Source organism: Micromonospora sp. NPDC047670 (assembly GCF_043204915.1).
Classification (GTDB): Bacteria; Actinomycetota; Actinomycetes; order Mycobacteriales; family Micromonosporaceae; genus Micromonospora.
This window is the reverse complement of sequence record NZ_JBIDDA010000002.1, coordinates 365323-390416: the sequence shown is the minus strand read 5'-3', so window position 1 is coordinate 390416 and position 25094 is coordinate 365323. Positions and strand designations below refer to the sequence as shown.

25 protein-coding genes are annotated in these 25094 nt (G+C 75.2%); 6 read left to right on the top strand and 19 right to left on the bottom strand.

Annotated features, from left to right (window positions below; genetic code table 11):
* Both ACGF7U_RS06400 and ACGF7U_RS06395 read right to left on the bottom strand, forming a co-directional pair.
* Positions 1 to 1797 carry an ABC transporter ATP-binding protein gene (locus ACGF7U_RS06400; RefSeq protein ID WP_393104143.1) on the bottom strand — a complete coding sequence of 599 codons (1797 nt, stop codon included), beginning with the start codon at positions 1795 to 1797 and terminating at the stop codon, positions 1 to 3.
* Between the two features lie 120 nt (positions 1798 to 1917).
* Positions 1918 to 3774, bottom strand: a complete 1857-nt coding sequence (locus tag ACGF7U_RS06395; protein ID WP_393104141.1) for an ABC transporter ATP-binding protein — start codon at positions 3772 to 3774, stop codon at positions 1918 to 1920.
* Between the two features lie 174 nt (positions 3775 to 3948).
* On the opposite strand from ACGF7U_RS06395, the gene ACGF7U_RS06390 reads away from it, so the two are divergent.
* The 3 genes from ACGF7U_RS06390 (at position 3949) to ACGF7U_RS06380 (ending at position 7615) form a co-directional block, all read left to right on the top strand.
* A complete protein-coding gene (locus tag ACGF7U_RS06390) occupies positions 3949 to 4578 on the top strand; it encodes a TIGR03085 family metal-binding protein (protein WP_393103567.1) in 630 nt (209 codons plus the stop codon).
* Positions 4579 to 4700: 122 nt separating this feature from the next.
* On the top strand, positions 4701 to 5651 hold the full coding sequence (locus tag ACGF7U_RS06385; protein WP_393103565.1) for a terpene synthase: 951 nt from the start codon (positions 4701 to 4703) through the stop codon (positions 5649 to 5651).
* Between the two features lie 137 nt (positions 5652 to 5788).
* Complete coding sequence (locus ACGF7U_RS06380) at positions 5789 to 7615, top strand: AMP-dependent synthetase/ligase (protein WP_393103563.1); 1827 nt, start codon at positions 5789 to 5791, stop codon at positions 7613 to 7615.
* Between the two features lie 49 nt (positions 7616 to 7664).
* Here the strand turns inward: ACGF7U_RS06380 and ACGF7U_RS06375 are convergent, their stop codons facing one another.
* The 3 genes from ACGF7U_RS06375 to ACGF7U_RS06365 form a co-directional block, all read right to left on the bottom strand.
* Positions 7665 to 8978: a low temperature requirement protein A gene (locus tag ACGF7U_RS06375; protein WP_393103561.1), complete on the bottom strand. Its 1314-nt coding sequence runs from the start codon at positions 8976 to 8978 to the stop codon at positions 7665 to 7667.
* Between the two features lie 166 nt (positions 8979 to 9144).
* Positions 9145 to 10365: a low temperature requirement protein A gene (locus tag ACGF7U_RS06370; RefSeq protein WP_393103559.1), complete on the bottom strand. Its 1221-nt coding sequence runs from the start codon at positions 10363 to 10365 to the stop codon at positions 9145 to 9147.
* Positions 10366 to 10487: 122 nt separating this feature from the next.
* Positions 10488 to 11945 carry a PLP-dependent aminotransferase family protein gene (locus ACGF7U_RS06365; RefSeq protein ID WP_393103557.1) on the bottom strand — a complete coding sequence of 486 codons (1458 nt, stop codon included), beginning with the start codon at positions 11943 to 11945 and terminating at the stop codon, positions 10488 to 10490.
* A gap of 58 nt (positions 11946 to 12003) precedes the next feature.
* Here ACGF7U_RS06365 and ACGF7U_RS06360 point away from each other — a divergent pair, with 58 nt between their 5' ends.
* Both ACGF7U_RS06360 and ACGF7U_RS06355 read left to right on the top strand, forming a co-directional pair.
* Positions 12004 to 12657, top strand: coding sequence for a YitT family protein (locus ACGF7U_RS06360; RefSeq protein ID WP_393103555.1), 654 nt, complete (start codon positions 12004 to 12006; stop codon positions 12655 to 12657).
* A 178-nt stretch (positions 12658 to 12835) separates the two neighbouring features.
* Positions 12836 to 13297 carry a hypothetical protein gene (locus ACGF7U_RS06355; RefSeq protein WP_393103553.1) on the top strand — a complete coding sequence of 154 codons (462 nt, stop codon included), beginning with the start codon at positions 12836 to 12838 and terminating at the stop codon, positions 13295 to 13297.
* Positions 13298 to 13319: 22 nt separating this feature from the next.
* On the opposite strand, the gene hisF is transcribed toward ACGF7U_RS06355, so the two are convergent.
* The 12 genes from hisF to hisD all read right to left on the bottom strand — a co-directional run bounded on the left by hisF (position 13320) and on the right by hisD (position 21679).
* On the bottom strand, positions 13320 to 14087 hold the full coding sequence (gene hisF, locus ACGF7U_RS06350) for an imidazole glycerol phosphate synthase subunit HisF (protein WP_393103552.1): 768 nt from the start codon (positions 14085 to 14087) through the stop codon (positions 13320 to 13322).
* 98 nt (positions 14088 to 14185) lie between these two features.
* Entirely contained in the window at positions 14186 to 15187 is a 1002-nt protein-coding gene (locus ACGF7U_RS06345) for an NADP-dependent oxidoreductase (protein ID WP_393103550.1), read from the bottom strand.
* Complete coding sequence (locus ACGF7U_RS06340; protein ID WP_393104139.1) at positions 15184 to 15609, bottom strand: organic hydroperoxide resistance protein; 426 nt, start codon at positions 15607 to 15609, stop codon at positions 15184 to 15186. Before ACGF7U_RS06340 ends, ACGF7U_RS06345 begins: the two co-directional genes overlap by 4 nt.
* A 5-nt stretch (positions 15610 to 15614) precedes the next feature.
* Positions 15615 to 16061: a MarR family winged helix-turn-helix transcriptional regulator gene (locus ACGF7U_RS06335; RefSeq protein WP_393103548.1), complete on the bottom strand. Its 447-nt coding sequence runs from the start codon at positions 16059 to 16061 to the stop codon at positions 15615 to 15617.
* Between the two features lie 76 nt (positions 16062 to 16137).
* A complete protein-coding gene (locus ACGF7U_RS06330) occupies positions 16138 to 16527 on the bottom strand; it encodes a RidA family protein (protein ID WP_393103546.1) in 390 nt (129 codons plus the stop codon).
* On the bottom strand, positions 16524 to 17249 hold the full coding sequence (gene priA, locus ACGF7U_RS06325; protein WP_393103544.1) for a bifunctional 1-(5-phosphoribosyl)-5-((5-phosphoribosylamino)methylideneamino)imidazole-4-carboxamide isomerase/phosphoribosylanthranilate isomerase PriA: 726 nt from the start codon (positions 17247 to 17249) through the stop codon (positions 16524 to 16526). Before priA ends, ACGF7U_RS06330 begins: the two co-directional genes overlap by 4 nt.
* A gap of 19 nt (positions 17250 to 17268) precedes the next feature.
* Entirely contained in the window at positions 17269 to 17592 is a 324-nt protein-coding gene (locus ACGF7U_RS06320; RefSeq protein WP_393103542.1) for a hypothetical protein, read from the bottom strand.
* Positions 17593 to 17661: 69 nt separating this feature from the next.
* The gene (hisH, locus tag ACGF7U_RS06315; protein ID WP_393103540.1) at positions 17662 to 18294 is read right to left on the bottom strand and encodes an imidazole glycerol phosphate synthase subunit HisH; all 633 of its coding nucleotides are present in this window, start codon (positions 18292 to 18294) and stop codon (positions 17662 to 17664) included.
* Between the two features lie 34 nt (positions 18295 to 18328).
* Complete coding sequence (locus tag ACGF7U_RS06310) at positions 18329 to 18502, bottom strand: hypothetical protein (RefSeq protein WP_393103538.1); 174 nt, start codon at positions 18500 to 18502, stop codon at positions 18329 to 18331.
* Between the two features lie 58 nt (positions 18503 to 18560).
* Positions 18561 to 19172: an imidazoleglycerol-phosphate dehydratase HisB gene (hisB, locus tag ACGF7U_RS06305; RefSeq protein ID WP_088999256.1), complete on the bottom strand. Its 612-nt coding sequence runs from the start codon at positions 19170 to 19172 to the stop codon at positions 18561 to 18563.
* Positions 19173 to 19209: 37 nt separating this feature from the next.
* On the bottom strand, positions 19210 to 20298 hold the full coding sequence (locus tag ACGF7U_RS06300) for a histidinol-phosphate transaminase (RefSeq protein WP_393103536.1): 1089 nt from the start codon (positions 20296 to 20298) through the stop codon (positions 19210 to 19212).
* A gap of 58 nt (positions 20299 to 20356) precedes the next feature.
* Positions 20357 to 21679, bottom strand: coding sequence for a histidinol dehydrogenase (gene hisD, locus ACGF7U_RS06295; protein WP_393103534.1), 1323 nt, complete (start codon positions 21677 to 21679; stop codon positions 20357 to 20359).
* A 106-nt stretch (positions 21680 to 21785) separates the two neighbouring features.
* Here hisD and ACGF7U_RS06290 point away from each other — a divergent pair, with 106 nt between their 5' ends.
* Positions 21786 to 22490, top strand: a complete 705-nt coding sequence (locus tag ACGF7U_RS06290) for an LON peptidase substrate-binding domain-containing protein (protein WP_393103532.1) — start codon at positions 21786 to 21788, stop codon at positions 22488 to 22490.
* Here the strand turns inward: ACGF7U_RS06290 and ACGF7U_RS06285 are convergent.
* Positions 22405 to 23337: a DUF2567 domain-containing protein gene (locus tag ACGF7U_RS06285; RefSeq protein WP_393103530.1), complete on the bottom strand. Its 933-nt coding sequence runs from the start codon at positions 23335 to 23337 to the stop codon at positions 22405 to 22407. The genes ACGF7U_RS06290 and ACGF7U_RS06285 overlap by 86 nt on opposite strands.
* 56 nt (positions 23338 to 23393) lie before the next feature.
* Positions 23394 to 25022 carry an AAA family ATPase gene (locus ACGF7U_RS06280; RefSeq protein ID WP_393103528.1) on the bottom strand — a complete coding sequence of 543 codons (1629 nt, stop codon included), beginning with the start codon at positions 25020 to 25022 and terminating at the stop codon, positions 23394 to 23396.
* Between the last annotated feature and the right edge of the window lie 72 nt (positions 25023 to 25094).

Here is a 25094-nt window from a genome sequence, read left to right as displayed (position 1 = left end):
TCAGCGGGTCTGCTCCAGCCAGGAGGCGTAGAGCAGGCCGTAGACGGACTCCGGGTCGCGGACCAGCTCGTCGTGCGGGCCGCGCTGCACGATCCGGCCCCGGTCCACCACGATCACCTCGTCGGCGGACTGCGCGGTGGAGAGCCGGTGCGCGATCGCGAGGGTGGTGCGCCCCCGGGTCACCGCGTCCAGGGTGCGTTGCAGCCGCACCTCGGTGGCCGGGTCGACAGCGCTGGTCGCCTCGTCCAGCACCAGCAGATCCGGGTCGGCCACGTACGCGCGGGCCAGCGCGACCAGCTGCCGCTCCCCCACGCTCAGCGCCTCGCCCCGCTCCCCCACCGGGGTGTGCAGGCCCGACGGCAGCCCTTCCAGCCAGTCCGCCAGCCCCAGCTCGGTGAAGGCCGCGGCGAGCTGCTCGTCGGTCAGCTCGGGACGGGCGAAGCGGACGTTCTCCGCCACCGTGGCGTCGAAGAGGAAGCCGTCCTGCGGCACCATCACCACCCGGGAGCGCAGCGAGGCGAACCGGACCTGCTCCAGCGGCACCCCGGAGAGCAGCACCTGGCCGGCCGTCGGGTCCATCAGCCGGGTGAGCAGCTTGGCGAACGTGGTCTTGCCGCTGCCGGTCTCGCCGACCACCGCCACCCGGCTCTTCGCCGGGATCTCCACGTCGATGTCGTGCAGCACGGGCGGGCCGCCCGGGTAGGCGAAGCCCACCCCGGCGAAGCGGATGTCCAGCGGGCCGGCCGGCAGCTCGCGCCCCTGCTCGCCCGGATCGGCGACGTCCGGCGCGACGTCCAGCACGTCCAGCACCCGGCGCCAGCCGGCGATGGCGTTCTGCGCCTCGTTGAGCACCTCGGTGGCGATCTGCACCGGCTGGATGAAGAGCGTGACCAGGAAGAGGAAGGCGGTCACCTCGCCGACGCTCAGGGTGCGGTCGGCGCCGAGGACCACCCCCAGCACCACCACGCCGGCCAGGGCCAGCCCGGCGGCCAGCTCGCCGACCGAGCTGCCCATGATGCTGATCCTGATCGCCCGCTGCTGGGCCCGCCGCTGTCCGTCGATCGCCTCGTCGAGCCGGCGGGCGGTCCGCCCGGCGATTCCGTACGCCCGGATCACCGGCGCGCCGACCACGCTCTCCCCGATCGCGCCGAGCAGCGCCCCGGTGCGCTGCCGGACCACCCCGTACGCACCGGCGAGGCGGCGCTGCAACAGCCGGATCACCAGCACGGCGGGCAGGAAGGCGGCGTAGACGACCAGGGTCAGCTGCCAGGAGTACGCCAGCATGACCAGCGTGGTGACCACCAGCTGGCCAAGGTTGATCACCAGGATCACGCCGCCCCACTGGAGGAACTGGGTGATCTGGTCGACGTCGCTGGTCACCCGCGACACCAGCGAACCGCGCCGCTCGGACTGCTGGTGGAGCATGGACAGGTCGTGCACGTGCCGGAACGCCCGCACCCGCACGTTGGCCAGCGCGGTCTCGCTGACCGTGAAGAGCCGGCGCATCATCAGGTAACCGCAGACGGTGGTCACCACCAGCACCGCGGCGGTGGCGGCGACCACCGTCCAGACCACGGTCAGGTCGAGGCCGCCGACGATGCCGTTGTCGATGCCCTGCTGCACGGCCACCGGCACGGCCGCCCGGCCGACCATGTAGACCAGGGCCAGGCCCAGCGTGCCGGCGAGGCCGACCCGCAGCTCCGGGGAGAGCGCCAGCCCCCGCCGCAGCGTCTGCCAGGTCGTCTCGGTCTCCTCGGCCGTCTCGGCCGACGCCGCCTTGCTCGTGGTCGTGGTCACGCTCACCGGGCCCGCCTCTCGTTCACGACTGCGGGGCTCCGCTCCGCTGCACTCCTCGCGCTCACCCGGCCCGCCTCTCGTTCACGACTGCGGGGCTCCGCTCCGCTGCGCTCCTCGCGCTCACCGGTCCACCTCGATCTCCAGGCCCGAGCTCAGCGGGGCGACCTCGTCGTACGTCTCGTCCCCGGCGGGGTCGACCTCGGCCTGCTCGTAGGCCGTGACCAGGTCGGCGTAGCCGGGCACGGTGGCGAGCAGCTCGGCGTGCGTGCCGCGGGCGACCACCCGCCCCTGCTCCAGGTAGACCACCTCGTCCGCCAGCGCGATGGTGGCCTGCCGGTAGGCGACCACCAGGATCGACGCGGCGGGCGCGCCGGGCTCGCCGGCGGAGGAGCGCAGCCCGGCCAGGATGGCGGCCTCCACCCGCGGGTCGACGGCGCTGGTCGCGTCGTCGAGGACCAGCAGGCGGGGCCGGCCGGCGAGCGCGCGGGCCAGGGTGAGCCGCTGCCGCTGGCCGCCGGAGAGCGAGGTGCCCCGCTCGCCGACCTTCGTGTCGAGACCGTCGGGCAGGGCGGCGACGAAGCCGTCCGCCTCGGCCAGCCGCAGCGCGGCCCAGACGTCGTCGTCGCCGATGCCCGGCCGGTCCAGGGTGATGTTGGCCCGCACCGTGTCGTCGAAGACGAACGGCACCTGCGCGACGAGCGCGGCGGTGCCGGTCAGCGACGCGGCGGTGAGCCGGCGGACGTCGACCCCGTCCAGGCACACCGTGCCGGCGCGGGGGTCGACCAGCCGCACGGCCAGCGCGGCGATCGTGGACTTGCCGGCGCCGGTCGGCCCGACCAGGGCGACGGTCTTGCCGGCGGGCACGGTGAACGAGACCTCGCCGAGCACCTCGGTGCCGGGCAGGTGCGCCTCGGCGGGCTCGTAGCCGAACCGGACGCCGGCGAAGGTGAGGGTGGCCGGACGGGGGTCGGCCGGGTCGAGCGTCGTGTCGCCGTACGCCATCTCGCCGGTGGCGTCGAGCACCCGGCGGACCCGGTCCCAGCCGGCGACGCTGCGCGGCAGCTCGGCCAGCACCCAGCCGATGGCCCGGACGGGGAAGGCCAGCACGGTGAAGAGGAAGGCGACGCTGATCAGCTCGGCGACGCTGATCGCGCCCTGCCGCAGCCGGAAGGTGCCCACCACCAGCACGGCGAGGGTGCCGAGGCTGGGCAGCGTCTCCAGCACCGGGTCGAAGACGCCGCGCAGCCGGCCGACCGACACCAGCGCGTCGCGCAGCTCGCCGGCCCGGGCGGCGAACCGGTCGGTCTCCTGGGCCTCGCGGCCCATCGTCTTGACCACCAGGGCGCCGTCGAAGCTCTCGTGGGCGATGCCGCTGACCTCGGCGCGCAGCCGCTGGGCCCGGGCCTGGCGGGGGGCCATCCGGCGGGAGTAGGCGACGTTGAGCGCGAAGAGCGCCGGGAAGACGGCCAGCCCGACGAGGGCCAGCGCCCAGTCGGTGACGAAGAGCGAGGCCACCGCGCCGACCAGCATCACCAGGGTGCCGACCGCGAACGGCAGCGGCGCGATCGGGTGCCAGGCCGCCTCGACGTCGGAGTTGGCGTTCGACAGCAGCGTGCCGGTGGCGTTGCGGTGGTGCCAGGCCAGCGGCAGCTCCAGGTAACGCCGCGTGACCCGGCGCCGGTAGGCGGCCTGGAGACGGTACTGCATGTAACCCGCGCCCAGCCGGCGGCCGAAGATGCCGGCCACCCGCAGCACGCTGATGCCGAACAGCGCGGCGGCGGCCAGGGCGAGCGCACCGACCCCGACCGAGCCCCGTTCGATCGCCGGGACCACCACGTCACCGACCACCGCGCCCACCACGAAGGCGCTGGCCACCGTCATGGCGCCGAAGAGCACGCTGCCGGTCACCGCGACCGCGAAGATCCGCGGTTGTTCCCGGATCGCCCTCCCGAGGACGGCCAGCCCCCGCCAGAGCACGTCCCGACCTGCCTTGCTCGTCACACTCTCCCCCGCCGTAAGCCGCAATTATCTCCCTCATCCTTACCGGTCGGGGCCAGCTCCGCCGCCCCGGGCCGGTATGTCCGCCGTCACGGACGCGGACCGCCCGCGCCGGGCGCGCCGACGGGTGCCTCCACGCCTACGATCGGTGACATGCCGCGGTACGCCCGATCGGAGCGCGAGGCGCTCGCCGACCTGATGCTCTCGCTGGGACCGGACGCGCCGACGGTCAACGAGGGGTGGACGACCCGCGACCTCGCCGCCCACCTGGTGCTGCGGGAACGCCGCCCCGACGCCGCCGGCGGCATCCTGCTGCCGCCCCTGCGCGGCTACGCCGAGCGGGTGCGTCGGCGCATCGCGACGCGCCCCTGGCCCCGCCTCGTCGAGCAGGTGCGCCGGCCACCGGTGTGGAGCCCGGTCAGCAACCCGGTGACCGACGAGCTGACCAACACGATGGAGTTCTTCATCCACCACGAGGACGTGCGCCGCGCCCGCCCGGGCTGGCTCCCGCGCGACCTGGCGGCCCGGCTCCAGGCGGCGCTGTGGCGGCGTGCCGCCGGGCTGGCCCGGCTGGCGCTGCGCCGGTTCCCGGCCGACGTCTTCGTGCAGGCGCCGGGCTACGGCGAGCTCTCCGTCGGCCGGGGCGGCGAGCCGGTGCGGGTGGTCGGCGCGCCCGGCGAGCTGGTCCTGTTCCTCTCCGGCCGCCAGCGGGTGGCCCGGGTGCAGATCGACGGGCCGGCGGCGTTGGCCGACCGGCTCCGCAACGCCCACCTGGGCATGTGACGGACTGCACGGAAGCGGTCACAGACAGATCTGAACGGCCACTCCCCCAACGATCGCCACCGATCCCCGCTCCCGTACGCTGTCCCGCGCCGTCCCGCCCGGGACGGGTGACAGGGGAAACCATGCGGACCTTTGCGGTCTCGGCGCTGCGGGAACCCCCTTTCCCCGCGCGCCGGCACGACGCCACCGATCGGGTGGCGCAGGAGAGCACCGACTGGGCGCTCGGGCACGGTCTGATCACTAACGGGCACCGACTGCGCCGGCTGCGCCGGGCCGACGCCGCCGGGCTGGCGGGGCGGGCCTGCCCCGAAGGGCCGGTCGACCGGCTGCGCCTGCTCACCGACCTCGTCTCCTGGCTGTTCGTGATGGACGACGCGTGCGACGAGGACGGCCTGGGCGACGCCCCCACCCGGCTGGCGCCGACGGTCGCGGCCCTGCTGGACGTCCTGGACCGGCACGGCGCACCGGCCGGGGGGCCCGCCGCCGCGGGGCCGCTCGGCGAGGCGCTGGCCGACCTGTGCCGGCGGGTCCGCGCCGCCGGGACGCCCGCAGCGCTGCTGCGCTTCGTCAGCGAGGTGCGGGAGTACCTGCTGGCGCTGCTCTGGGAGGCCGCGAACCGGGAGCACGACCGGGTGCCGGAGCTGGCCGAGTACGTCCAGATGCGCCGGCACACCGGCGCGGTGCGCCCCAGCTTCACCCTCACCGAACTGGCCTCCGGGGGGCAGCCGGGGGCGGCCGACCGCGCCGCCCCCGCGCTGGTCGCGCTCGACCTGCTCGCCGCCGACCTGGTCTGCTGGTGCAACGACGTCTTCTCGTACGGCAAGGAGGCCGCCGCCCAGCCGGACGGGCACAACCTGGTGGCCGTCATCGCGGCCGGGAGCACCGGCGGCGACGAGTCGTCGGCCCTGCGGGCCGCGGCCGACCGCTTCAACGACGCCCTGGCGGCGTACCTGGCGACGGAGTCGGCGCTGCTGGCGACCGGCGACGACAGCCTGCGGCCGGCGGTGACCGCGCGGCGCCACTGGATCCGGGCCACCTACGACTGGTCGCTGCGGGCCGCCCGGTACGCCTGACGGCGTTCCACGTCACGGGACGTGGCCCAGCCGTGATCGCCGGGGGCTGGCCGACGCCCCGGCGCAGGCAATACTCTTCGGTAACGAACACCGACGTGACGACCGTCACGCCTCCACCCCCGAAGGCGGCTACAGCGATGGCTCTCGATGTACCGTACCGCTCCATCCCTGACATGTTCCTCAAGCGCGTGGCGGCCTCCCCCGACCGCGACGCCTTCGCCCACCCGGCCCCCGACGACTCCGGGCCGGTCTGGCTGACCTGGGACCAGGTGGCCCGTCGTGCCAAGGCGATCGCCGCCGGGCTGCACGGGCTCGGGGTCGGCCAGGAGCATCCGGTGGCGATCCTCGCCAACACCCGGCTCGAATGGGTGCTCGCCGACCTCGGCATCATGTGTGCCGGCGGGGCGACCACCACCGTCTACCCCACCACCGAGCCGGAGGACGCGACCTACATCATCGCCGACTCGGGCTCCCGCGTGGTGTTCGCCGAGAATCCGGCCCAGGCCGCCAAGCTCGCCGGGGCGGACCTGCCGGCCCTGACCCACGTGGTGCTCTTCGACGGCGCCGCCGACCCGTCCGCCGCCGTTCCGCAGCTCACCCTCGCCGAGCTGGAGGAGCGGGGCGCGCGGGCGTTGGCCGCCGAGCCCGACCTGATCGAGATGCTGGTCGCCGGGATCGGCCCCGACCACCTGGCCACCCTGATCTACACCTCGGGCACCACCGGGCGGCCGAAGGGCGTGGAGCTGCTGCACGGCGGCTGGTGCTGGGAGGGCGTGGCGCAGGCCGAGCTCGGGCTCCTCCGCGACGACGACCTGCAGTACCTCTGGCTCCCGCTGTCCCACTCGTTCGGCAAGACGCTGCTCTGCGGGGCGATCCACGTGGGCCTGCCGACGTACGTCGACGGTCGGGTGGACAAGCTGGTCGAGCTGCTCGCGGTGATCAGGCCGACGCTGATGTGCGGCGCCCCCCGGGTGTTCGAGAAGGTCTACAACAAGGCGGTGACCACCGCGCAGGCCGGCGGCGGCGCGAAGGCGAAGATCTTCGCCTGGGGCGTGCGGGTCGGCAAGGAGAAGGTCGCCCTGGAGCAGGCCGGCAAGCCGGTCCCGGCGGGGCTGCGGCTCAGGTACGCGGTGGCCGAGAAGCTGGTCTTCAGCAAGCTGCAGGCCCGTCTCGGCGGCCGGATCCGGGTGCTCGTCTCCGGCGCCGCCCCGCTCAGCCCGGAGATCGCCACCTTCTTCGCCGCCGCGAACCTGCCGATCTCCGAGGGCTACGGCCTCACCGAGACCAGCGCCGGCAACTTCGTCAACCCACCGGACGGGCTGCGGATCGGCACCGTCGGCAAGGCGATGGGCGACCTGGAGTGCCGGATCGACACCGACGGCGAGATCCTGGTCCGCGGCCGGCCGGTGATGCGCGGCTACCACAACCTGCCCGAGGAGACCGCGGCCGCGTTCACCGAGGGCGGCTTCTTCCGCACCGGTGACATCGGCACCCTGGACGCCGACGGCTACCTGAAGATCACCGACCGGAAGAAGGACCTGGTCAAGACCTCGGGCGGTAAGTACATCGCGCCCTCGCACATCGAGGGGATGTTCAAGGCGACCTGCCCGTACACGTCGCAGGCCGTGGTGATCGGCCAGGCCCGCAACTACTGCACCATGCTGGTCACGCTGGACCCGGACGCGATCAGGGGCTGGGCCGCCGGCACCCCGCTGGAGGGCCGCGACTACGCCGACATCGTCGCCTCGCCGGAGGCGCAGGCCATGGTCGAGGAGTACGTGGCCGAGCTCAACGCCAAGCTCAACCGCTGGGAGACGATCAAGAAGGTCGCGATCCTGCCGCGCGACCTGACCATCGAGGACGGCGAGATCACCCCGTCGCTGAAGATCAAGCGCCGCGGCGTGGAGAGCAACTTCGCCGCCGAGATCGAGAAGATGTACGCCGGCACGCTCGCCGAACTCTGAGCACGGCGCGCCGGTGGCCCGTGCCCGGTCGGGCACGGGCCACCGGCCGTCACAGGTGCTGTCCCCGCCACCTCGTCTGCTCGGTTTCGGAGGCGACCTGCTCCTCCAGCGCCACCTGGCGCACGTGCCGCCGGCGCGGGGTGTCGACGGCCGTCTGCGCCGCGACCGCCGCCACGATGGCCACCGCCAGCACGGCCAGCGCCACCAGCTCCGGCAGTCGACCGGCGACCGGGACCAGCGCGAGGAGGAGCACCGCCCCGGCGGCCGACGGCCACCGGGGCGCGCCCAGCACCCGCCGCCCGAGCAGGATCAACGTGACCAGGTAGAGCGCGACCCCGCCGTAGAGGGCCAGCAGGTCGAACCCGGGCAGCGGCACCCCCCAGCTCGGGGTCGTCGGGTCGGCTCCCTCGTAGATCAGCCCCTTGAGCCCCAGGGCGAAGAGGATCACGCCCGCGATCAGCGGCAGGTGCAGGAACGTGTAGGCGTCCCGGGCCAACGCGGCGCGGGCACGGGGCTCCCGGGTGCGGTGCAGCGCCTGCTCCATGGCGAGGGCGAGGGTGTCGAAGTACGCCCACCACAGCGCGGCGACCACCGCCACGCCGAGGACCGCCGCGATGATCACCGGCCAGGTCAGCGGGAGCCCGGCGGTGGTACCGGGCCCGAGGCCGAGCGCGATGATCGACTCGCCGAGCGCCACCATGATGATCAGGGCGTGCCGTTCCGCCCAGTGCCCCGCCGAGAGCACCGTCCACCCGGCGCCGTGCAGGGCCGCGCCGGCGCCGTACTCGACGCCGAGGGCGGCGAGCCACAACGCCAGCCGGAACAGCTGCTCGGCCGTGCCGTCGAGGAGCCGCTGCGGCAGGAGCGCGGCGGTGAGGAGAAGCGCCGTCGCCACCGGCACCGGCAGCGCGAACGGCAGCGTCCGCCGGCGCACCTCCCGGTCGGCGCGGGCCAGCCACAGGAAGATCGTCACCTCGGACGCGCGGACCAGGAAGTAGCAGAGGGCGAAGACCACCGGGCCGGACAGCCCGCCGGGCCGGTCGACGAAGGCCTTCGGCAGGGTCAGCGCGAGCACGAAGACGGCGGCCGAGGCGGCGAAGCCGACCAGCGGCGCGACCCCCTGGTCGGTGCGGACCACGTTGCCCAGGGCCGCGAAGCCGCTCCAACACCACCAGAGCAGGGCGAGCACCACCAGGCACTGGACCAGCCCGCGGACGGTCGGGTTGCCGGCGGTCGCGGTGGTGACGTTGAGGAAGGCGAAGACGAAGACGAGGTCGTAGAAGAGTTCGAGCCGGGTGGTGCGGGAACCCGGCGCGCTCGGCCGGATCCCCCGCGGCCACCGGACGCCGCCCGTGCTCTCCACCAGGGCAGTGTTTCAGCCGACGCGGCGCCCGGGGACCGGATCGGCGGAGCCCGTCCGGCGCGGTCACCGAGGTGCCGGGCCGGCACCTCGGTGACCGCGCCGCGTCGGTGACCAGCCAGGTCGGTGGCCTGGCCGGGGTCGGCGGCCCGGCCGCGCCCAGGGCCGGTCAGTGGTCGGGTTCGGCCCCGGCGCCGTGCGAGGTCAGCGCCGCCTCCCGCAGGGCGCGCCTCGCCTCGCCGAAGAGCAGCGTCTCGGCCACCACCATGCCGACGCAGACGACGGCGAGCATCGCGAGCGCGGCCAGCGCCGGCAGGCGGTCGGCCAGCGGCACGAGGCCGACCAGCAGCAGCACGGCCGCCGCCCGGGGCCAGTTGACCGAGCCCATGTTGCGCAGCCGGAAACCGAGATGCCCGAGCAGGTAGAGCACCACCCCGCCGTAGAGGGCGTAGAGGCCCAGACCGTGCAGCGGGTCGGTGAGGTCGTGCTCGGCGCCGTCGCCGACGTACGACAGCACCTTCTTGAAGCCGAGCGCGAGCAGGATGATGCCGATCACCATCGGCAGGTGCAGGTAGGTGTACGAGTCCCGCGCCAGCGCGGCGCGGGCCGCGCCCTCGGCGCGGTGCAGCACCCGCTCCGCCGCGATGGCGACCACGTCGAAGTACGCCCACCACAGCGCGGCGGTCACGGTGATGGCCAACGCGGACGCGACGATGATCGGCCAGGAGATCGGCAGCTGCGTGACGCCGACGCCGATGGCGACCAGCGACTCCCCCAGCGCCACGATGATGATCAGGCCGTGCCGCTCGGCCCAGTGCGCCGCCGAGAAGATCCGCCAGCCGTCCGCGCCGATGAGCATGATGCCGGCGTAGTCCACCACCAGCGCGAGCACCCACAGTGCCGTCCGGATGGTGGAGACCCGGGCCGGGTCGTCGGCGAGCTGCTGCGGCAGCAACGCGGCGGAGAAGAGCAGCAGCGCCCCGCCCAGCATGGGCAGCGCCGCCCGCAGCAGCTGTCGGCGCAGGCCGGCGTCGCCGCGCGCGGCGTGCCAGTAGACGACCAGGTGCAGCACCCGCACGACGAGGTAGCACGCGGCGAAGACCACCGGCCCGGAGAGCCCGCCGGGCAGGTCGTCGAAGGCCTCCGGAATGGTCACCGCCACCACGAACATGGCGGCCATGACCGCGAACAGGGCGACCCGGACGACGCCCTCGTCGGCCCGTACGGTGTTGCCGAGCCACGCGTAGCAGCACCAGCACCACCACAGCAGGGCCAGCAGCAGCAGGCCCCGCAGCAGCCCGCGCCCGGTGAGGTCGTCGGCCATCAGCGCGGTCACCTGGGTGAGCGCGTAGACGAAGACCAGATCGAAGAAGAGCTCGAGCGGGGTCACGGTGGACCCCTCCGTCATGACCCGAATGCGCGGCGAGCGCCGCGTCGTACCGCCGATTGCCACGGCGCACAGTCTGGCAGCCGACGACGGCGTCCGGCGTCCCGGGCGGGCCCGTCCCGGGGTCAGGCGATGACGGCCGGTTCCCGCCACTGCGGCCGGCCGCCGCGGTCCAGGTCGTACCGAACGGCGGCGATCCGGCCGACCGCCTCCACCAGGTCCGCGACGGGCAGGGTGAACGGCAGCCGCAGGAAGCGCTCCAGCGTGCCGTCCAGGCCGAACCGGGGGCCGGGTGCCAGCCGTACGCCGACCTCCTCGGTGGCCCGGGCGAGCGCGCTGGAGATCGGCCCGTCGAGCTCGGCCCACAGCGTCACGCCGCCGTGCGGCACGGTGACCCGCCACTCGGGCAGGCGCCGCGCGAGCTCGGCCAGCAGCGCGTCGCGCTGGGCGGTGAGCTGCGCCCGGCGCGCGGCGACGATGGCCGGGGCGTCGGCGAGCAGGTGGACCGCGACCAACTGGTCCAGCACCGGGCTGGCCATGTCGACCCCGACCCGGGCGGCGGCCAGCCGCTGCACCTGCGGGGCCGAGGCACGCACCCAGCCGATCCGCAGGCCGCCCCAGAACGGCTTGCTCATCCCGCCGATGGTGATCACCCGGGAGTGCCGGTCGAAGCTGGCGGTCGGCGGGGGCAGCACCGTCCCGTCCAGGGGCAGGTCGACGAAGGACTCGTCGACGACCAGATCGGTGCCGACGGCGTGCGCGGTGGCGACCACCCGTTCGCGCAGCGGGGCCGGCATCAGGTGGCCGGTCGGGTTCTGGAAGTCCGGGATCAGGTACGCCAGCTTGGGGCGGGCCTGCCGGAGGCTGCCGAGCAGCAGGTCGGCGTCCCACCCGGGCTCCTCGACGGCCAGACCGTGGGTGGTGATCCGGGCCCGCCGGGCGGCCAGCGCGGCCAGCGCGTTCGGGTAGCTGGGCGACTCCACCAGCACGTTGCCGCCGGGCGCGAGGGCCAGGCGGAGCACCAGGTCCAGGGCGTGCTGGGTGCCGTTGGTGACCATGATCTGGTCGGGCGAGGTCGGCAGGCCACGCTCGGTGTACGCGCGGGCCACCGCCTCGCGCAGCTCGATGACGCCGGTCGGGTGGTAGCCGGCGCCGCCCAGGTAGCGCGGCAGATCCTCGGCCGCGGCCCGGGCGGCCGGCAGCAGCTCCGGCGGGGCGGCGAGCGCGGCCACCCCGAGATCGATCATGTCCCGGTCGTCCAGCGGGGTCCACAGGCCCGTGCTCGCCACCCGGTGGGTGCCCGGGAGCATGGTCCAGCTACCGGCGCCGCGCCGGCTGGCCAGGTGGCCGCTCTCCCGCAGCTCGCGGTACGCGGCGGTGACCGTCGTCCGGCTGATCTTCAGGGCCTCGGCGAGCTCCCGTTCGGCCGGCAGGCGTACGCCCAGCGGCAGCCGGCCGTCGGCGAGCAGGCCGCGGACGGCGCCGGCCAAGGCGGCGTAGTCGGGACTGCGGCGGCGGCCCGGGAGCGCGTGCCACTGCCCGAGGAGCCGCGCCAATTGGACACCCCGAACCTGACTCGTCATGGCCACTCCTCGGATATTGGCTCTTCAAGGCCGCCAATTGGCCTCTAGGGTGGCATGAGTGACAGTAATTGGCAATCTCCGGCATCGTCCCGTGCGGCGGCTGACCCAGCTCTACGCGGGGCTGGTCCTCTACGGCCTGAGCATGGGTCTGATGATCAGGTCAGGGTTGGGGCTCGACCCGTGGGACGTGTTCCACCAGGGCCTGTCCGAGCGGACCGGCCTCTCCTTCGGCACGGTGACCATCGCGGTGGGTGCGCTGGTGCTGCTGCTCTGGATCCCGCTGCGGCAGCGTCCGGGGCTCGGCACGGTCAGCAACGTCCTGGTGATCGGGCTGGTGGTGGACGCCACCCTGGCCCTGCTGCCGGCCGGCGGGCCGCTCGGCGTGCGGATCGGGCTGCTGGTCGCCGGCATCGTGGCCAACGGCGCGGCGACCGGCCTCTACATCGGCGCCCGCCTCGGCCCCGGCCCCCGCGACGGCCTGATGACCGGCTACGTCGCCCGGCGTCCCGGGCGGTCGATCCGGCTGGTCCGCACCGTCATCGAGGTGACCGTGCTGGCGCTGGGCTGGCTGCTCGGCGGCACGGTCGGCGTCGGCACGATCGCCTACGCGCTCGCCATCGGCCCGCTGACCCAGGTCTTCCTGCCGCTGTTCACCGTCGCCCAACCGGCGGAGACGGCCCGGGGCCCGGTCGAGCCGCTCCCCGCGACCTGACCGGTCCCGGCGGGGCGCGGCCGCTTCCGACGGCCTGCCCCGCCCGCGCGGAGCCGGCAGGAGGCACCGCCCGCGAGCCCGGTCCACCCGCGCCGGGTCGGGCCGCCCGCCCCCTGTTCGTGGACGTCGGCCCGGCGTCGGTGTTCCCTTCGGCCGCGACGCCCGGCAGAATCCTGGCATGGGGGAGAACGGTTGGCGCCGGAGCGACGCCTGGATCTTCGTCTCGCTGGTGATCGCCAGCGGTGCCGGACGGCACCGCCGGGCGGCGTCCAGCCGGCGGCCCGAAGGCGTGCGCCTGGCCGACGTGCTCTCCACCGCCGACCACCTCAACCAGGCGATCCCCGAACGGCACGAGGTGGAGGCGGCGGTCCGCCGCCTCGTCGGGGCCGGGCTGGTCAGCGTCAGCGACGGCTGGTTCCGGATCACCGCCGACGGTGAGCGCCTCTGGCGCACCCGGCCGAGCGCCGGGCTGGCCACCACGGTGGACACGGTGCAGGGCGTGCTCAGCCGGCGGCACACCCCGGGCAGCGCGGAGTGGCACCTCGACGAGGAGGAGCACGCCGCGGCCGTCCAGGAATACGTGGTGCGGTCGATCCCGGCACCCCGGCGCTCCCCGGAGAACCGGCCCCGCCCGGACTGACCCGCCGGCCGAGAAGGGGCGGTCAGCGGACCGGGTGGCCCGCCCCGCGCAGCGCGTCCTTGACCTCGGCGACGGTCAGCTCGCCGAAGTGGAAGACGCTGGCGGCGAGCACCGCGTCCGCGCCGGCGCCGACCGCCGGCGCGAAGTGCCCGACCTCGCCCGCGCCGCCGCTGGCCACCACGGGCACGTCGACCACCCGGCGCACCGCGCCGATGAGTTCCAGGTCGAAACCGGCCTTGGTGCCGTCGGCGTCCATGGAGTTGAGCAGGATCTCCCCCGCGCCCAGCTCGGCGCCGCGACGCGCCCACTCGACCGCGTCCAGCCCGGTGCCGCGCCGACCGCCGTGGGTGGTCACCTCGAAGCCGCTGGGCGTGCCGCCGACCGGCGCGCGCCGCACGTCGAGCGAGAGCACCAGCACCTGCCGGCCGAACCGGTCGGCGATCTCGGCGATCAGCTCGGGGCGGGCGATCGCGGCGGTGTTCACCCCGACCTTGTCCGCGCCCGCCCGCAGCAGGGTGTCGACGTCGGCCACCTGCCGGATGCCGCCGCCGACGGTCAGCGGGATGAAGACCGACTCCGCCGTGCGGCGGACCACGTCGAGCATGGTGCCCCGGTCGCTGGAGGAGGCGGTGACGTCGAGGAAGGTCAGCTCGTCCGCGCCGGCCCGGTCGTACGCCGCGGCCAGCTCCACCGGGTCGCCGGCGTCGCGCAGGTCGAGGAAGTTGACCCCCTTGACCACCCGCCCGGCGTCCACGTCCAGACAGGGGATCACCCGTACCGCCACCGTCATGCCGCGAGCCTATCCTCCCCGGCGACGCCGGCGGCCGGCCCTGTGAGGCCGACCACCGGCGTCGCCGAGAAGCGCTGCCGCACCGGAGGCGTCGGCGCTCACAGCCGGACGAGCATCTTGCCCAGGTTCTCGCCGCGCAGCAGGCCGAGGAACGCCTCCGGGGCGTTCTCGATTCCGTCGACGACCGTCTCGTCGTACGAGATCTTCCCGTCCCGCAGCCACCCGGACATCTCGCGCACGAACTCGTCGCGCAGGTGGCCGTGGTCGCCGACCAGGAAGCCGCGCAGGGTGATCCGCTTGCCGATCAGCAGCGCCAGGTTGCGCGGTGCGGCCGGCGGGGCGGTGTCGTTGTACTGCGCGATCATGCCGCAGATCGCGGCGCGCCCGTGCAGCCGCATCGCGGAGATCGCCGCCTCCAGGTGGTCGCCGCCGACGTTGTCGAAGTAGACGTCGATGCCGTCGGGCGCGGCGGCCTTGAGCGACTCGCGCACCGGGCCGTCGTGGTAGTCGAACGCCGCGTCGAAGCCGAGCGCCCGCAGCCGCTCGACCTTGGCCGCCGAGCCGGCGCTGCCGACCACGTGCGCGGCGCCCCGGAGCTTGGCGATCTGCCCAACCAGGCTGCCCACCGAACCGGCGGCGGCGGAGACGAAGACGCTCTCCCCCGGCTTCATCCCGGCCACCTCCAGCAGCCCGGCGTAGGCGGTCAGGCCGGTCATGCCCAGCACGCTCAGGTAGGCGGTGACCGGGGCGAGGTCGGGGTCGACCTTACGGGCGGCCTTCGCGTCGAGCAGCGCGTACTCGCGCCAGCCGAGGCCGTGCAGCACGGTGTCGCCGGGCTGGATGCCCTCGGCCCCGCCGGCCACGACCTCACCGACCGCCCCGCCGTCGAGCGGCGCGTCGAGCGCGAACGGCGGCAGGTACGACTTGACGTCGTTCATCCGCCCCCGCATGTACGGGTCGACCGACATGTACTGGTTGCGGACCACGATCTGGCCCGGGCCGGGGGTGGGCACCTCCGTCTCGACGAGGCGGAAGTTGTCGGCGGTCGGCCAGCCCTGCGGGCGGGCGGCCAGGTGGATCTCCCGGTTGCGGGTGCTCACCGCGCCTCCCGGACGGTGAGGGCGACCTCGACGTTGCCGCGCGTCGCGTTCGAGTAGGGGCAGACCTGGTGGGCCTGCGCGACGAGCTGCTCGGCGGCGGCGCGCTCCACCGCCGGGAGGTCGACCGCGAGGGCGACGGTCAGCCCGAAGCCGCCGCTGCCGTTCGGGCCGATGCCCACCTCGGCCTCGACGACCGAGCCGGAGACGTCGGCCCGGGCCTTGCGGGCGACCAGACGCAGCGCCGAGTGGAAGCAGGCGGCGTAGCCGGCGGCGAAGAGCTGCTCGGGGTTGGCGGCGTCCCCGGCGCCACCCATCTCCTTCGGCACGGCCAGGCCCAGGTCGAGGGTGCCGTCGGAGGTGCGGACGCGGCCGTCCCGACCGTCGCCGGTGGCCCGGGCGGACGCGGTGTAGAGCACCTGCATGGTGGTCACTGCTCCTTCTGTCGGTGGATCGTCTCGGTGACCCGGGTGAGGGTGTCGCGCAGGGCGACCAGCTCGGCCTCGGTGAGGCCGGTGGCGCGGGCGACCCGCAGCGGCACCTCGTCCATGCGCTGCCGCAGGGCCCGGCCGTCGCCGGTCAGGCCCACCTCCACCCGCCGCTCGTCGCGCGCCGACCGGGTCCGGACCACCAGGCCCGCCGCCTCCAGCCGCTTGAGCAGCGGGGAGAGCGTGCCGGAGTCCAGCCGCAGCGCCGCGCCGAGCTCGGAGACCGTGGGGGCGTCGTCGCCGTGCTCCCAGAGCACCAGCAGCACCAGGTACTGCGGGTAGGTCAGGCCGAACTCGTCGAGGATGGGCCGGTAGACGTCGGTGAGGGCGCGCGACGCGGCGTAGAGCGCGAAGCACACCTGCCGCCGCAGCACCAGTTCATCGGTCACGCCGAAAACATAGCCCGCAATTCAATTGCGCACAACCGATCGGGGTGGGCTGTGTCCGTCCCCACGCCCGGGACCGTCAGCGGTCGCCGAGGTACGCCTCCAGCTCCACCTCGACCAGGTGGTCCGGGTCGATCAGGCCGGCCACCACCACCATCGTGGCGGCCGGGCGGACGGCGCCGAAGACCGCGTTGTGCGCCCGGCCCACCTCGTCGGCGTACGTGCGGTCGGTGACGTACATCCGGGTGCGGACCACGTCGCCCGGTTCCGCGCCCACCTCGGCGAGCGCGTCCAGCCCGATCCGCAGGGCCTGCGCGGTCTGCGCCGCCGCGTCCCCGACGTGGGTCACCACCCCGTCCACCGTGGAGGTGCAGCCGGCGGTCCAGGCGAGGTCGCCGGCCCGCACCACCCGGCAGTAGCCGTACAGGGACTCCCAGGGGCCGCCGGAGCCGAGCCGGGTGACGGTCACGCCGCCGCCAGGGTGGCCAGCGCCTGCGCCACCGAGAAGGCGCCCGCGTACAGCGCCTTGCCGGCGATCACGCCCTCCACCCCGATCGGCTCCAGGGTCGCCAGCGCCCGCAGGTCGTCCAGCGTGGAGACGCCGCCGGAGGCGATCACCGGGGCGTCGGTGCGGGAGCAGACCTCGCGCAGCAGGTCCAGGTTCGGCCCGCGCATCGTGCCGTCCTTGGTGATGTCGGTGACGACATACCGCGTCGCGCCGGCCTTGTCCAGCCGCTCCAGCACCTCGTAGAGGTCGCCGCCGTCGCGGGTCCAACCCCGGGCGGAGAGGGTGCGGCCACGCACGTCCAGCCCGATCGCCACCCGGTCGCCGTACTCGCCGCAGACCCGGTCGCACCAGACCGGATCCTCCAGCGCGGCGGTGCCGATGTTCACCCGGGCCGCGCCGGTGCCGAGCGCCGCCTGCAACGACTCGTCGTCCCGGATGCCGCCCGAGAGCTCCACCTTGACGTCGAGCTGGCGCACCACCTCGGCCAGCAAATGGGCGTTGGAGCCCCGACCGAACGCCGCGTCGAGATCGACCAGGTGGATCCACTCGGCGCCGTCCCGCTGCCAGGCCAGCGCGGCCTCCAGCGGGTCGCCGTACGTCGTCTCGCTGCCGGCGGCGCCCTGCACGAGGCGGACGGCCTGGCCGTCGGCGACGTCCACGGCGGGCAACAGGGTGAGGCTCACGGTGTTCTTCTCCTCGTGTTCAGGTACGACGGTCCAGGGCGATCACCACGATCGCCGGCAGTACGAGCAGCAACAGCACGACCAGCGCGATCCGCAGCGCCAGGTCGTCCACGAACGACCAGATCAGGACCATCGCCGCCAGGGTCAGCAGCACGATCGCGGCCCGCTCGCCGCGGCTGTGCCGGGGCAGCCGGCCCGTACGCCGCCGGCGCAGCGCGGGCGTGACCCGGCGGAACAGCTCCCGCCGGCGCCGCCGCCGGGCCGCCCGCCGCTCCCGGGCGCGGCGTTGCCGGGCCGCCTCGGCCTCCCGGGCCGCCCGGCGACGCGCCCGCTCCTTGCTCACGGCGTGCCCCGCCGGCGGCCGGGGGCGCGGTCACCGGCGACGGGGCTGCCCGCCGCGCGGGGCGGTCGCTCAGTCACCGGTGGACAGCGAGGCGAGCCAGTTGCGCAGCAGCGCGGCACCGGTGTCGGCGGACTTCTCGGGGTGGAACTGCGCCGCGCAGAGCGCGCCCCGCTCCACGGCCGCCACGAAGTCGGTCTCGTGGCGGGCCGTGGTGACCGTGGCACCGGCGGCGGCCAGCGCCCCCGGGTCCCCGACCGCGTAGGAGTGCACGAAGTAGAACCGGCTGTCGGCGGGCAGCCCGGCGAAGAGCACCGACCCGGCCGGCGCCGCCACGGTGTTCCAGCCCATGTGCGGCAGCCGGGCGGCGGCCAGCTTCGTCACCCCGCCGGGGAGCAGCCCGAGACCCTTGGTCACCACGCCGTGCTCGTCGCCGTGCTCGAAGAGCACCTGCATGCCCACGCAGATGCCCAGCACCGGACGGCCGGCGGCGACGCGCTCCGCGATCACCGGCCCGGCGCCGAGCGCCTCGATGCCCGCCATGCACGCCGCGAAGGCGCCCACGCCCGGCACCACCAGGCCGTCCGCCTCGGCGGCGGCGGTCAGGTCGTCGGTCACCGTCACGTCCGCGCCGGCCCGGGCCAGTGCCCGCTCCGCCGACCGCAGGTTGCCCGATCCGTAGTCCAGCACCACGACGTTGCTCACGCCGCCACCCCCGTCCGGCCGGCGATCCGCCCGCTCACGAGCCCTCCCCCGGCAGCAGCCAGAGCACGCCGCCGGCCGTGGCCAGCACGGCGAGCAGCGCGGTGACGACCACCGCGCCGCGCGGCGCGCCCTGCTTGTGCAGCGACCACGTGCCGCCCACGAGCACGCCGGCCAGGATCAGCAGCAACGTCGGCAGCACCTGGCCCATCAGCTCCGCCTTCCGTCCGCGACCGCGGGAGCCCGCCGCGCCGCGTTCCTCGCGCCCATCAGAGAGCACCCTTCGTGCTCGGGATCGCGCCCGCGGCACGCGGGTCGATCGCGGTGGCCTCGCGCAACGCGCGGGAGACGGCCTTGAACTGCGCCTCCACCACGTGGTGGGCGTCCGGGTGGCCGCCGGGACGGGCCGCCCGCAACACGTCCACGTGCAGCGTGATCCGGGCGGCCTGGCCGAAGGACTCCCAGATGTGCCGGGTCATGCTCGTCGGGTAGACCGGGCCGATGTACGGCGCGAGCGCCGGCTCGTCGTGCACGACGTACGGGCGGCCGGAGAGGTCGACCGCGGCCCGGACGAGGACCTCGTCCATCGGCACGGTGGCCGAGCCGTACCGCCGGATGCCGGCCTTGTCCCCCAGCGCCTGGTCGAACGCGGCGCCCAGGGCGAGCGCGGTGTCCTCCATCGTGTGGTGGGCGTCGATCTCCAGGTCGCCCACGGTGCGCACGGTCAGGTCGAAGCCGCCGTGCCGGGCGATCTGGTGCAGCATGTGGTCGTAGAAGCCGACGCCGGTGCCGATCTCGGCACGGCCCGTGCCGTCGAGGTCGATCTCGACGAGGACCTTCGTCTCCTTGGTGATCCGCTCCACCCGGGCGGTTCGGCTCATCGCTTACCTTTCGGTCGCCACTGCGGGGATCGCAAGCTCATTCCGCGCGCTCCCTCGGGAGCTTCGCCATCGCGGCGAGGAACGCGTCGGTCTCGGCGGGGGTGCCGGCGGTGACCCGCAGCCAGCCGGGCAGGCCGACGTCGCGGACCAGCACGCCCTGCTCCAGCAGGGTGCGCCACGCGGCGGCCTGGTCGCCCCCGACCTCGAACAGGGCGAAGTTGGCGTCGCTGTCGGCGACCCGGAACCCCCGGCCGCGCAGCTCCGCCACGATCCGGTCGCGCTGCTGCGAGATCGCGGCCACCGTGCCGAGCAGGGCGTCGCGGTGCGCCAGCGCCGCCCGGGCCGCGGCCTGGGTCAGCGCCGAGAGGTGGTACGGCAGCCGGACGAGCTGCACCGCCGCCACCACCGTCGGATCGGCGGCCAGGTAGCCCAGCCGGCCGCCGGCGAACCCGAACGCCTTGCTCATCGTCCGGGTGACCACCAGCCGCGGGTGCCCGGGCAGCACCGCCAGGGCGCTGACCGTGCCGGGGCGGGCGAACTCGGCGTACGCCTCGTCCACGACCACCATGCCGGGCGCGACGTCCAGCACGGCGGCGACCACGGCCGGGTCGAGCGCCGTGCCGGTGGGGTTGTTCGGCGAGCAGAGGAAGACCACGTCCGGGGCGTGCTCGCGGACCTGGTCGACCGCCTCCCCGGCGGTCAGCCCGAAGTCGACGCCGCGCCGGGCGGGCACCCACCGGGTGCCGGTGCCGAGCGCCAGCAGCGGGTGCATCGAGTACGCCGGGGTGAAGCCGAGCGCGGTGCGCCCCGGCCCGCCGAACGCCTGGAGCAGCTGCTGCTGGATCTCGTTGGAGCCGTTGGCCGCCCACACCTGCTCGGCGGTGAGGCCGTGGCCGAGGTAGCCCGCCAGGTCGGCGCGCAGCGCGACGGCGTCGCGGTCCGGGTAGCGGTTGAGGTCGCGCAGCTCCGCCGCGAGGGCCTTGCCGATGGCCTCGACGACCGGCTCGGGCACCGGGTGGGAGTTCTCGTTGGTGTTCAGCCGCACGGGCACGTCGAGCTGCGGCGCCCCGTACGGTGACAGCCCGCGCAGGTCGTCGCGGATCGGCAGGTCGTCGAGGGTGGTCATGCCGCCTCCTCGCCGCGCGAGGTGCCGGCCCGCGGGCCGAGGGTGCCGGCGCGCCCGCTCACGACGCGCTCCCGGGGAAACGCACGCTGACCGCCTGCCCGTGCGCCGGCAGGTCCTCCACGCCGGCGAGGGTGACCACGTGCGGGGCCACCTCGCGCAGCGCCTGCTCGGAGTATTCGACCAGGTGGATGCCGCGCAGGAAGGACTGCACCGACAGGCCCGAGGAGTGCCGGGCGCAGCCGCCGGTGGGCAGCACGTGGTTGGAGCCGGCGCAGTAGTCGCCCAGCGACACCGGCGACCAGGCGCCGACGAAGATCGCCCCGGCGTTGCGTACCCGCAGCGCCCACTCGCGGGCGTCCCGGGTCTGGATCTCCAGGTGCTCGGCCGCGTACGCGTCGACCACCCGCAGCCCGGCGTCGAGGTCGTCGACCAGGACGACGCCACTCTGCTCGCCGGTCAGCGCGGTGGTGACCCGCTCGGCGTGCTTGGTCGCCGGCACCTGCCGGGCCAGCTCCCGCTCGACCGCGTCGACGAGCTCGACCGACGGGGTGACCAGCACGCTGGCCGCGAGGGGGTCGTGCTCGGCCTGGCTGATCAGGTCGGCCGCGACGTGCGCCGGGTCGGCGGTGTCGTCGGCCAGGATGGCGATCTCGGTGGGACCGGCCTCGGCGTCGATGCCGACGACGCCGCGCAGCAGCCGCTTGGCGGCGGTCACCCAGATGTTGCCCGGGCCGGTGATCATGTCGACGGGGTCGCAGTGCGCGCCGCCGTCGGCGTCCACCGCCGCCCCGTACGCGAGCATCGCGACGGCCTGGGCGCCGCCGACGGCGTAGACCTCGTCGACGCCGAGCAGGGCGCAGGCGGCGAGCACCCGGGCGTCGGGCAGGCCACCGTTGTCCTTCTGCGGCGGGCTGACCACGACCAGCGAGCGGACGCCGGCCGCCTGGGCCGGCACCACGTTCATCACCACGGTCGACGGGTACATCGCCAGGCCGCCGGGGACGTAGAGGCCGACCCGGTCGACCGGCACCCAGCGCTCGGTCACCGTGCCGCCCGGCACCACCTGCGTGGTGTGGTCGGTGCGCCGCTGGTCGGCGTGCACCTTCCGGGCCCGCCCGATCGACTCCAGCAGCGCGGCGCGCACCGCGGGGTCGAGGGTCCCCTCCGCCTCGGTGATCGCCTCGGCGGGCACCCGCAGCACCTCGGGCGAGACCCCGTCGAACCGGACGCTCGCCTCCCGGATCGCCGGGTAACCATGCTCCCGGACCGCCTCCACGAGCGGGCGGATCCGCTCGACGGCCACGGAGACGTCGAGCTGGGCACGGGGCAGCAGGCGGCGCGGGTCACGGACACCGCCGCGCAGGTCGATCCGGTTCAACACCCTTGCGAGTCTAGGCGGCCCGCCCGGACGCCGGCCGCCACCGCCCGTACGCCGGGACGGTGAGCCGGGACACGCCGCCGCGCCGGGATCGGGCTACGCTCGACGCGTGACTGCGCGGCTGCCGGTGTTTCCGCTCGGGACGGTCCTCTTCCCCGGTCTGGTGCTGCCGTTGCACATATTCGAGGAGCGCTACCGCGCCCTGGTCCGGCACCTGGTCGGGCTCCCCGAGGGCGCGCCGCGCGAGTTCGGGGTGGTGGCCATCCAGGCGGGCTGGGAGGTCGCCCCGACCGCGCCCGACGGCCGGCCGCTGCCGGGCGGCGGCGACGTCACCCTGCACGAGGTCGGCTGCACCGCCGAGCTGCGCCAGGTCACCGAGCGTCCCGACGGCGGCTTCGACATCGTCACCGTCGGCCGGCGCAGGTTCCGCATCGCCGACGTCGACCGCGACGCGGCCCCCTACCTCACCGCGGCGGTGGAGTGGCTGCCCGAGCCCGGCGGGCCGGACGAGGTCGCCGACCTGCTCGCCGCCCGGGTCATCTCGGTGTTCCGGCAGTACCTGGGGCTGATCCGGGCCGACCAGGAGGAGCTGTCCGAGCAGTTGCCGGAGGACCCGACGGTGCTCTCGCACCTGGTGGCCGCGACGGCGGCGCTCACCGTGGCCGACCGGCAGCGGCTGCTCGCCATCGACGACACCGCCGCCCGGCTCCGGGCCGAGCTGCGGCTGCTCAACCGCGAGGCGGCGCTGCTTCGCCAGGTGCGGGCGGTTCCGGTGCCGCTGGCGGAGCTGGCGTCCCCGCCGACTCCCAACTGAGCCCGGCCGCGCCGGGCGCCGGCTCCGGGCGCAGCGACGGCCAGCGGGACCAGCCCGCCAGCAGGGTGTACGCCACGGCCGCGCCGAACGCGGGCAGCAGCAGGGTGCCGTGCGGTACCGGCAGCACGCCGAGCACCATGTCGATCCCGCCGGCGCGCAGGTCCGCGGGCTTGCCGAAGGCCCGGCCGTCCGGGGCGGTCTCCAGCAGCCGCTGGTATCCGGCCAGCCCGATGCGCCGGCCGACCTGCCAGGCGACCAGCGCCGCGCCGAACGCGCCGAGCACGGCGGTGAGCAGGCCGACGGGCCCCCGCACGCGGCGCAGCAGGAACCACAGCGCGAGCGCGGCGAGCACCCCGAAGCCCAGCCCGAGCAGGCTGAACCAGCCGTCGGCGGCGACCGGCTGCTCCGGCTGCGGCTCGGCGTAGATCGCGCCGTCGGGGACCTTGAGCACGGGGGTGTCCGGGGCGAGCGCGGCCCAGAGCAGCCCGAGCGGCACCCCCAGCACGGTCAGCGCGAGCACCCCGCCCGCCGCCAGCCGCGCCACCCAGCCGCGGGGCAGCTCCGGCTCGGCCGGCGGGACCGGGTAACCGACCCCGTAGGCCGGGCCAGGGCGGTCGTGCGGGACCCCACCGGGCTCGCCGTACGGGCTGACGGCGCCGGCCTGCCACGGCACGCCGGGGCCGGCCTCGGGGGTGGCGTAGGAGCCGGCCTCGGGGGTGGCGTACCGGCCGGCGGGTGCTGCGCTCGGGGACGGCGCGACGGGCTCCGCCGGGGCCGCCGGCGCGGGGGCACCCGGCTCGTCGGGTCGGCGGCCGGTCCGGTCGGGTTCGGGGGTGTCCGCGCTCACCCGGTGATCCTCTCAGGCCGGGCGGCGGCGCGGGTGGCCGGTGGCGGCACACCCGCTCACCGGGCGAACGGCTCCAGCATCACCGCGGCGGCCTTCAGCCACGCCTGTCGGGTCTCCGGCTGGAGCTGGTGGTACTCGATCGAGGAGCCCGTCTCCAGCGCCGGGTCGTACGGCACCACGGCGACGGCGCGGGTGCGGGTGGCGAAGTGCCGCTCCAGGTCGTCCTGCAACGGCGAGCGGCCCGGCGTGGGGCAGGAGATCAGGGTGACCGCGTTGTCGGCCAGCTCACCCATGCCCACCTCGTGCAGCAGGTCCAGCATCCAGTCGGCGCTGAACGCGGCGTCCTCGCGCGGCACCGTGGTCACCACGAGCTGGTCGGCCGCCTGCATGACCGTGCGCCAGTTGGCGCTCTCCACGTTGTTGCCGGTGTCCACGCAGACCACGTCGTGGGTGCGGCGCAGCAGCTCCAGCACCCGCCGGACGGTGAACTGGTCGAGCCGCTGGGCGAACCGGGGGCTCTCCTCGCCGGCCAGCACGTCGTACGAGCCGTCGGAGGCGTGCCGCAGGTAGTCGTCCAGGTGCTCCAGCAGCTCCGGCCCCTCCTTGATCTCGATGTGCGCGAGATCGCTGACGAGGTGCCGGATGGTGCGGGCGTGCCGGGCGCTGCCGGCGCGCAGCCCGAGGGTGCCACGCAGCTCGTTGTCGTCCCAGGCCAGCACGCCCCGCCCGCGCACGCTGCCGACGGTCGCCGCGGCCAGCACGGTGGCGGTGGTCTTGTGCACGCCGCCCTTGGGATTGGCGAACGCGAGCACCCGAGGGGTGCCCAGGTCGCGGCGGAGCACGCCGGCGGCGCGCTCCTGCTCGCTCTCCGCGCTCCGCGGGCGCCACTCGACCCGGGCCGGGTAGCCCGGCTCGGCGACCACGGGCGGGGCGGGCGGCGCCGTCGGGGGCGGCGGCTGGTAGGAGGTCTCGGGACGGTAGCCGCCGTCTAGCAGGGGGGCGTACCGGGACTCGACCGGTGGCGGCTCGTGCCGGTAGCCGTTGTCCAGCAGCGCGTAGCGCGACTCGACCGGCTCGTGCCCGCGCCGCTGCGTCGGCACGACCTGGGAGGGCCCGGCCTGGTGGGCCGGCGCGTGGTGGTCCGGCTCGGCCGGATAGCCCGGGTCGGCCCGGTAGGCGGGTTCGGACCGGTAGGCCGGCTCGGCGGGGTCGGCGCGGTAGGCCGGCTCGGCGGGGTCGGCGCGGTAGACCGGCTCGGCGGGGTCGGCGCGGTAGACCGGCTCGGCAGGGTCGGCGCGGTAGGCCGGCTCGACCCGGTAGGTGGCCTCGGCCCGGTAGCCCGGGTCGACCGGGCGGCCGTACTCCGCGCCGTAACTCGGCGGGCCGGGCTCCGGGGGGTATCCCCCGGGATCGGCGGCGTATCCACGGGGCTCCGCGGCGTACGGCGGCTCGGGGGCCCGGCCGATGGCCGGCACCCGCGCGGCGTAGCCGTTGCCCGACGAACGACGGGGCAGCGGCTCGGGCGGGGCCGGCGGCGGCGGGGCGTGCCGGTCGGCCTCGGCCGGCTCGGCGGGGCGGCCGCCGTGCCGGGCACGGTCGAGCAGCGCCCGCCACCGCGGTGCCGGTTCGGCCGGCCGTGCCCAGCCGGTCTCGCTGCCCTCCACGGCTCGCCCTCCCAGCGCCATCGACGTCCGCCTGACAGGCTACGAACGAAACCCTATTCGGACCACACCCGTCCGCGCACCTCCGGTCCTGCC

Excerpts from the sequence above, each read along its gene's own strand:
- ACGF7U_RS06390 (WP_393103567.1), top strand. The coding sequence starts at position 3,949 with ATGCCGCGGTACGCCCGATCGGAGCGCGAGGCGCTCGCCGACCTGATG.
- ACGF7U_RS06385 (WP_393103565.1), top strand. The coding sequence starts at position 4,701 with ATGCGGACCTTTGCGGTCTCGGCGCTGCGGGAACCCCCTTTCCCCGCG.
- ACGF7U_RS06380 (WP_393103563.1), top strand. The coding sequence starts at position 5,789 with ATGGCTCTCGATGTACCGTACCGCTCCATCCCTGACATGTTCCTCAAG.
- ACGF7U_RS06365 (WP_393103557.1), bottom strand. The coding sequence starts at position 11,945 with ATGACGAGTCAGGTTCGGGGTGTCCAATTGGCGCGGCTCCTCGGGCAG.
- ACGF7U_RS06355 (WP_393103553.1), top strand. The coding sequence starts at position 12,836 with ATGGGGGAGAACGGTTGGCGCCGGAGCGACGCCTGGATCTTCGTCTCG.
- hisF (WP_393103552.1), bottom strand. The coding sequence starts at position 14,087 with ATGACGGTGGCGGTACGGGTGATCCCCTGTCTGGACGTGGACGCCGGG.
- ACGF7U_RS06340 (WP_393104139.1), bottom strand. The coding sequence starts at position 15,609 with ATGCAGGTGCTCTACACCGCGTCCGCCCGGGCCACCGGCGACGGTCGG.
- ACGF7U_RS06310 (WP_393103538.1), bottom strand. The coding sequence starts at position 18,502 with ATGGGCCAGGTGCTGCCGACGTTGCTGCTGATCCTGGCCGGCGTGCTC.
- hisB (WP_088999256.1), bottom strand. The coding sequence starts at position 19,172 with ATGAGCCGAACCGCCCGGGTGGAGCGGATCACCAAGGAGACGAAGGTC.
- ACGF7U_RS06300 (WP_393103536.1), bottom strand. The coding sequence starts at position 20,298 with ATGACCACCCTCGACGACCTGCCGATCCGCGACGACCTGCGCGGGCTG.
- ACGF7U_RS06280 (WP_393103528.1), bottom strand. The coding sequence starts at position 25,022 with ATGGCGCTGGGAGGGCGAGCCGTGGAGGGCAGCGAGACCGGCTGGGCA.